This is a genomic window from Kitasatospora nipponensis (assembly GCF_039528135.1).
Classification (GTDB): domain Bacteria; phylum Actinomycetota; class Actinomycetes; order Streptomycetales; family Streptomycetaceae; genus Kitasatospora; species Kitasatospora nipponensis.
The window spans coordinates 1-985 of sequence record NZ_BAAALF010000531.1 but is presented as its reverse complement, the minus strand read 5'-3'; the positions used below and the strand labels follow the sequence as shown (position 1 = coordinate 985).

The window sequence follows — 985 nt, the reverse complement described above, 5'->3', positions numbered from 1 at the left end:
CGAGACCCTCGGCGGCCAGCCGGTCCAGGCCCAGCAGGGCCGCGCCCAGCACCGGCGGCGCGGTGACGATCCGCGGCAGCGCGTGCGGCGCCGCAGTGCGCAGCCGCTCGGTCAGGTTGTCCAGCAGCAGCGGGTGCCGGGCCGCCAGCACCCCGCCGCCGAGCACCAGCGGCGTGGGCTCGCCGAGCAGGTCGAGCCGGCCGAGCGCGACCCGCGCCATCCGGGTGATCTCGTCGGCCTGCCGGTCGATCACCTCCAGCGCGGCGGCGTCACCCTGCTGCGCGCAGTCGAAGAGCACCGGTACCACCTCGTGCAGCCGCTCCCGGGCGAGGTCGCCCAGGTGCATGGCCTCCGCGACGGCGAGCGCGCTGGGCAGGCCGTAGTGGGCGGCGATGGCCGGCGCCAGCGTGGTGGCCGGGCCGCGGCCGTCCTCGGCGCGGGCGGCGTGGTACATCGCCTCGGCGGCCAGCCCGCCGCCGCCGCCCCAGTCGCCGGTGAGCTGGCCGAGCGCGGGGAACCGCGCGGTGCGCCCGTCCGGCAGCAGGCCCGCGCAGTTGATCCCCGCGCCGCAGACCACCGCCACACCGCGCGGGCTGTCGGTGCCGGCGCGCAGCAGGCCGAAGGTGTCGTTGGCGACGGCCACGCTCTGCCCCCAGCCGTGCGCCTGCAGCGCCTTCGCCAGCAGTCGTTCCTCCACCGGCAGGTCGGCGTTGGCCAGACAGGCGCTGACGTGGCTGACCAGCGGGCCGCTCGACGCGCCGCCCTGCCCGGGCGGCGCGTCGAGGGCGTCCACGGCGCGCTGCGTCCCGAAGGTCAGGCCGGCCTGGGCGGCGGTGGCCGCGACCATCGAGGCGAGCGCGGCGACGGCGGCCTGCGGGCCCTGTAGGTGCGGGGTGAAGCCGCCGCCGCGCGCGGTGCCCAGCAGCGCGCCGTCGGCGGCGACCAGGGCCACGTCGGTCTTGCTGTTGCCGGCGTCGACGGCGAG

Annotated in this window: 1 protein-coding gene; it reads right to left on the bottom strand. The window is 78.7% G+C overall.

Annotated features, from left to right (window positions below):
* The coding region (locus tag ABD323_RS41680) for an N-acetylglucosamine kinase (RefSeq protein WP_344447290.1) at positions 1–985 on the bottom strand (985 nt) is incomplete at both ends.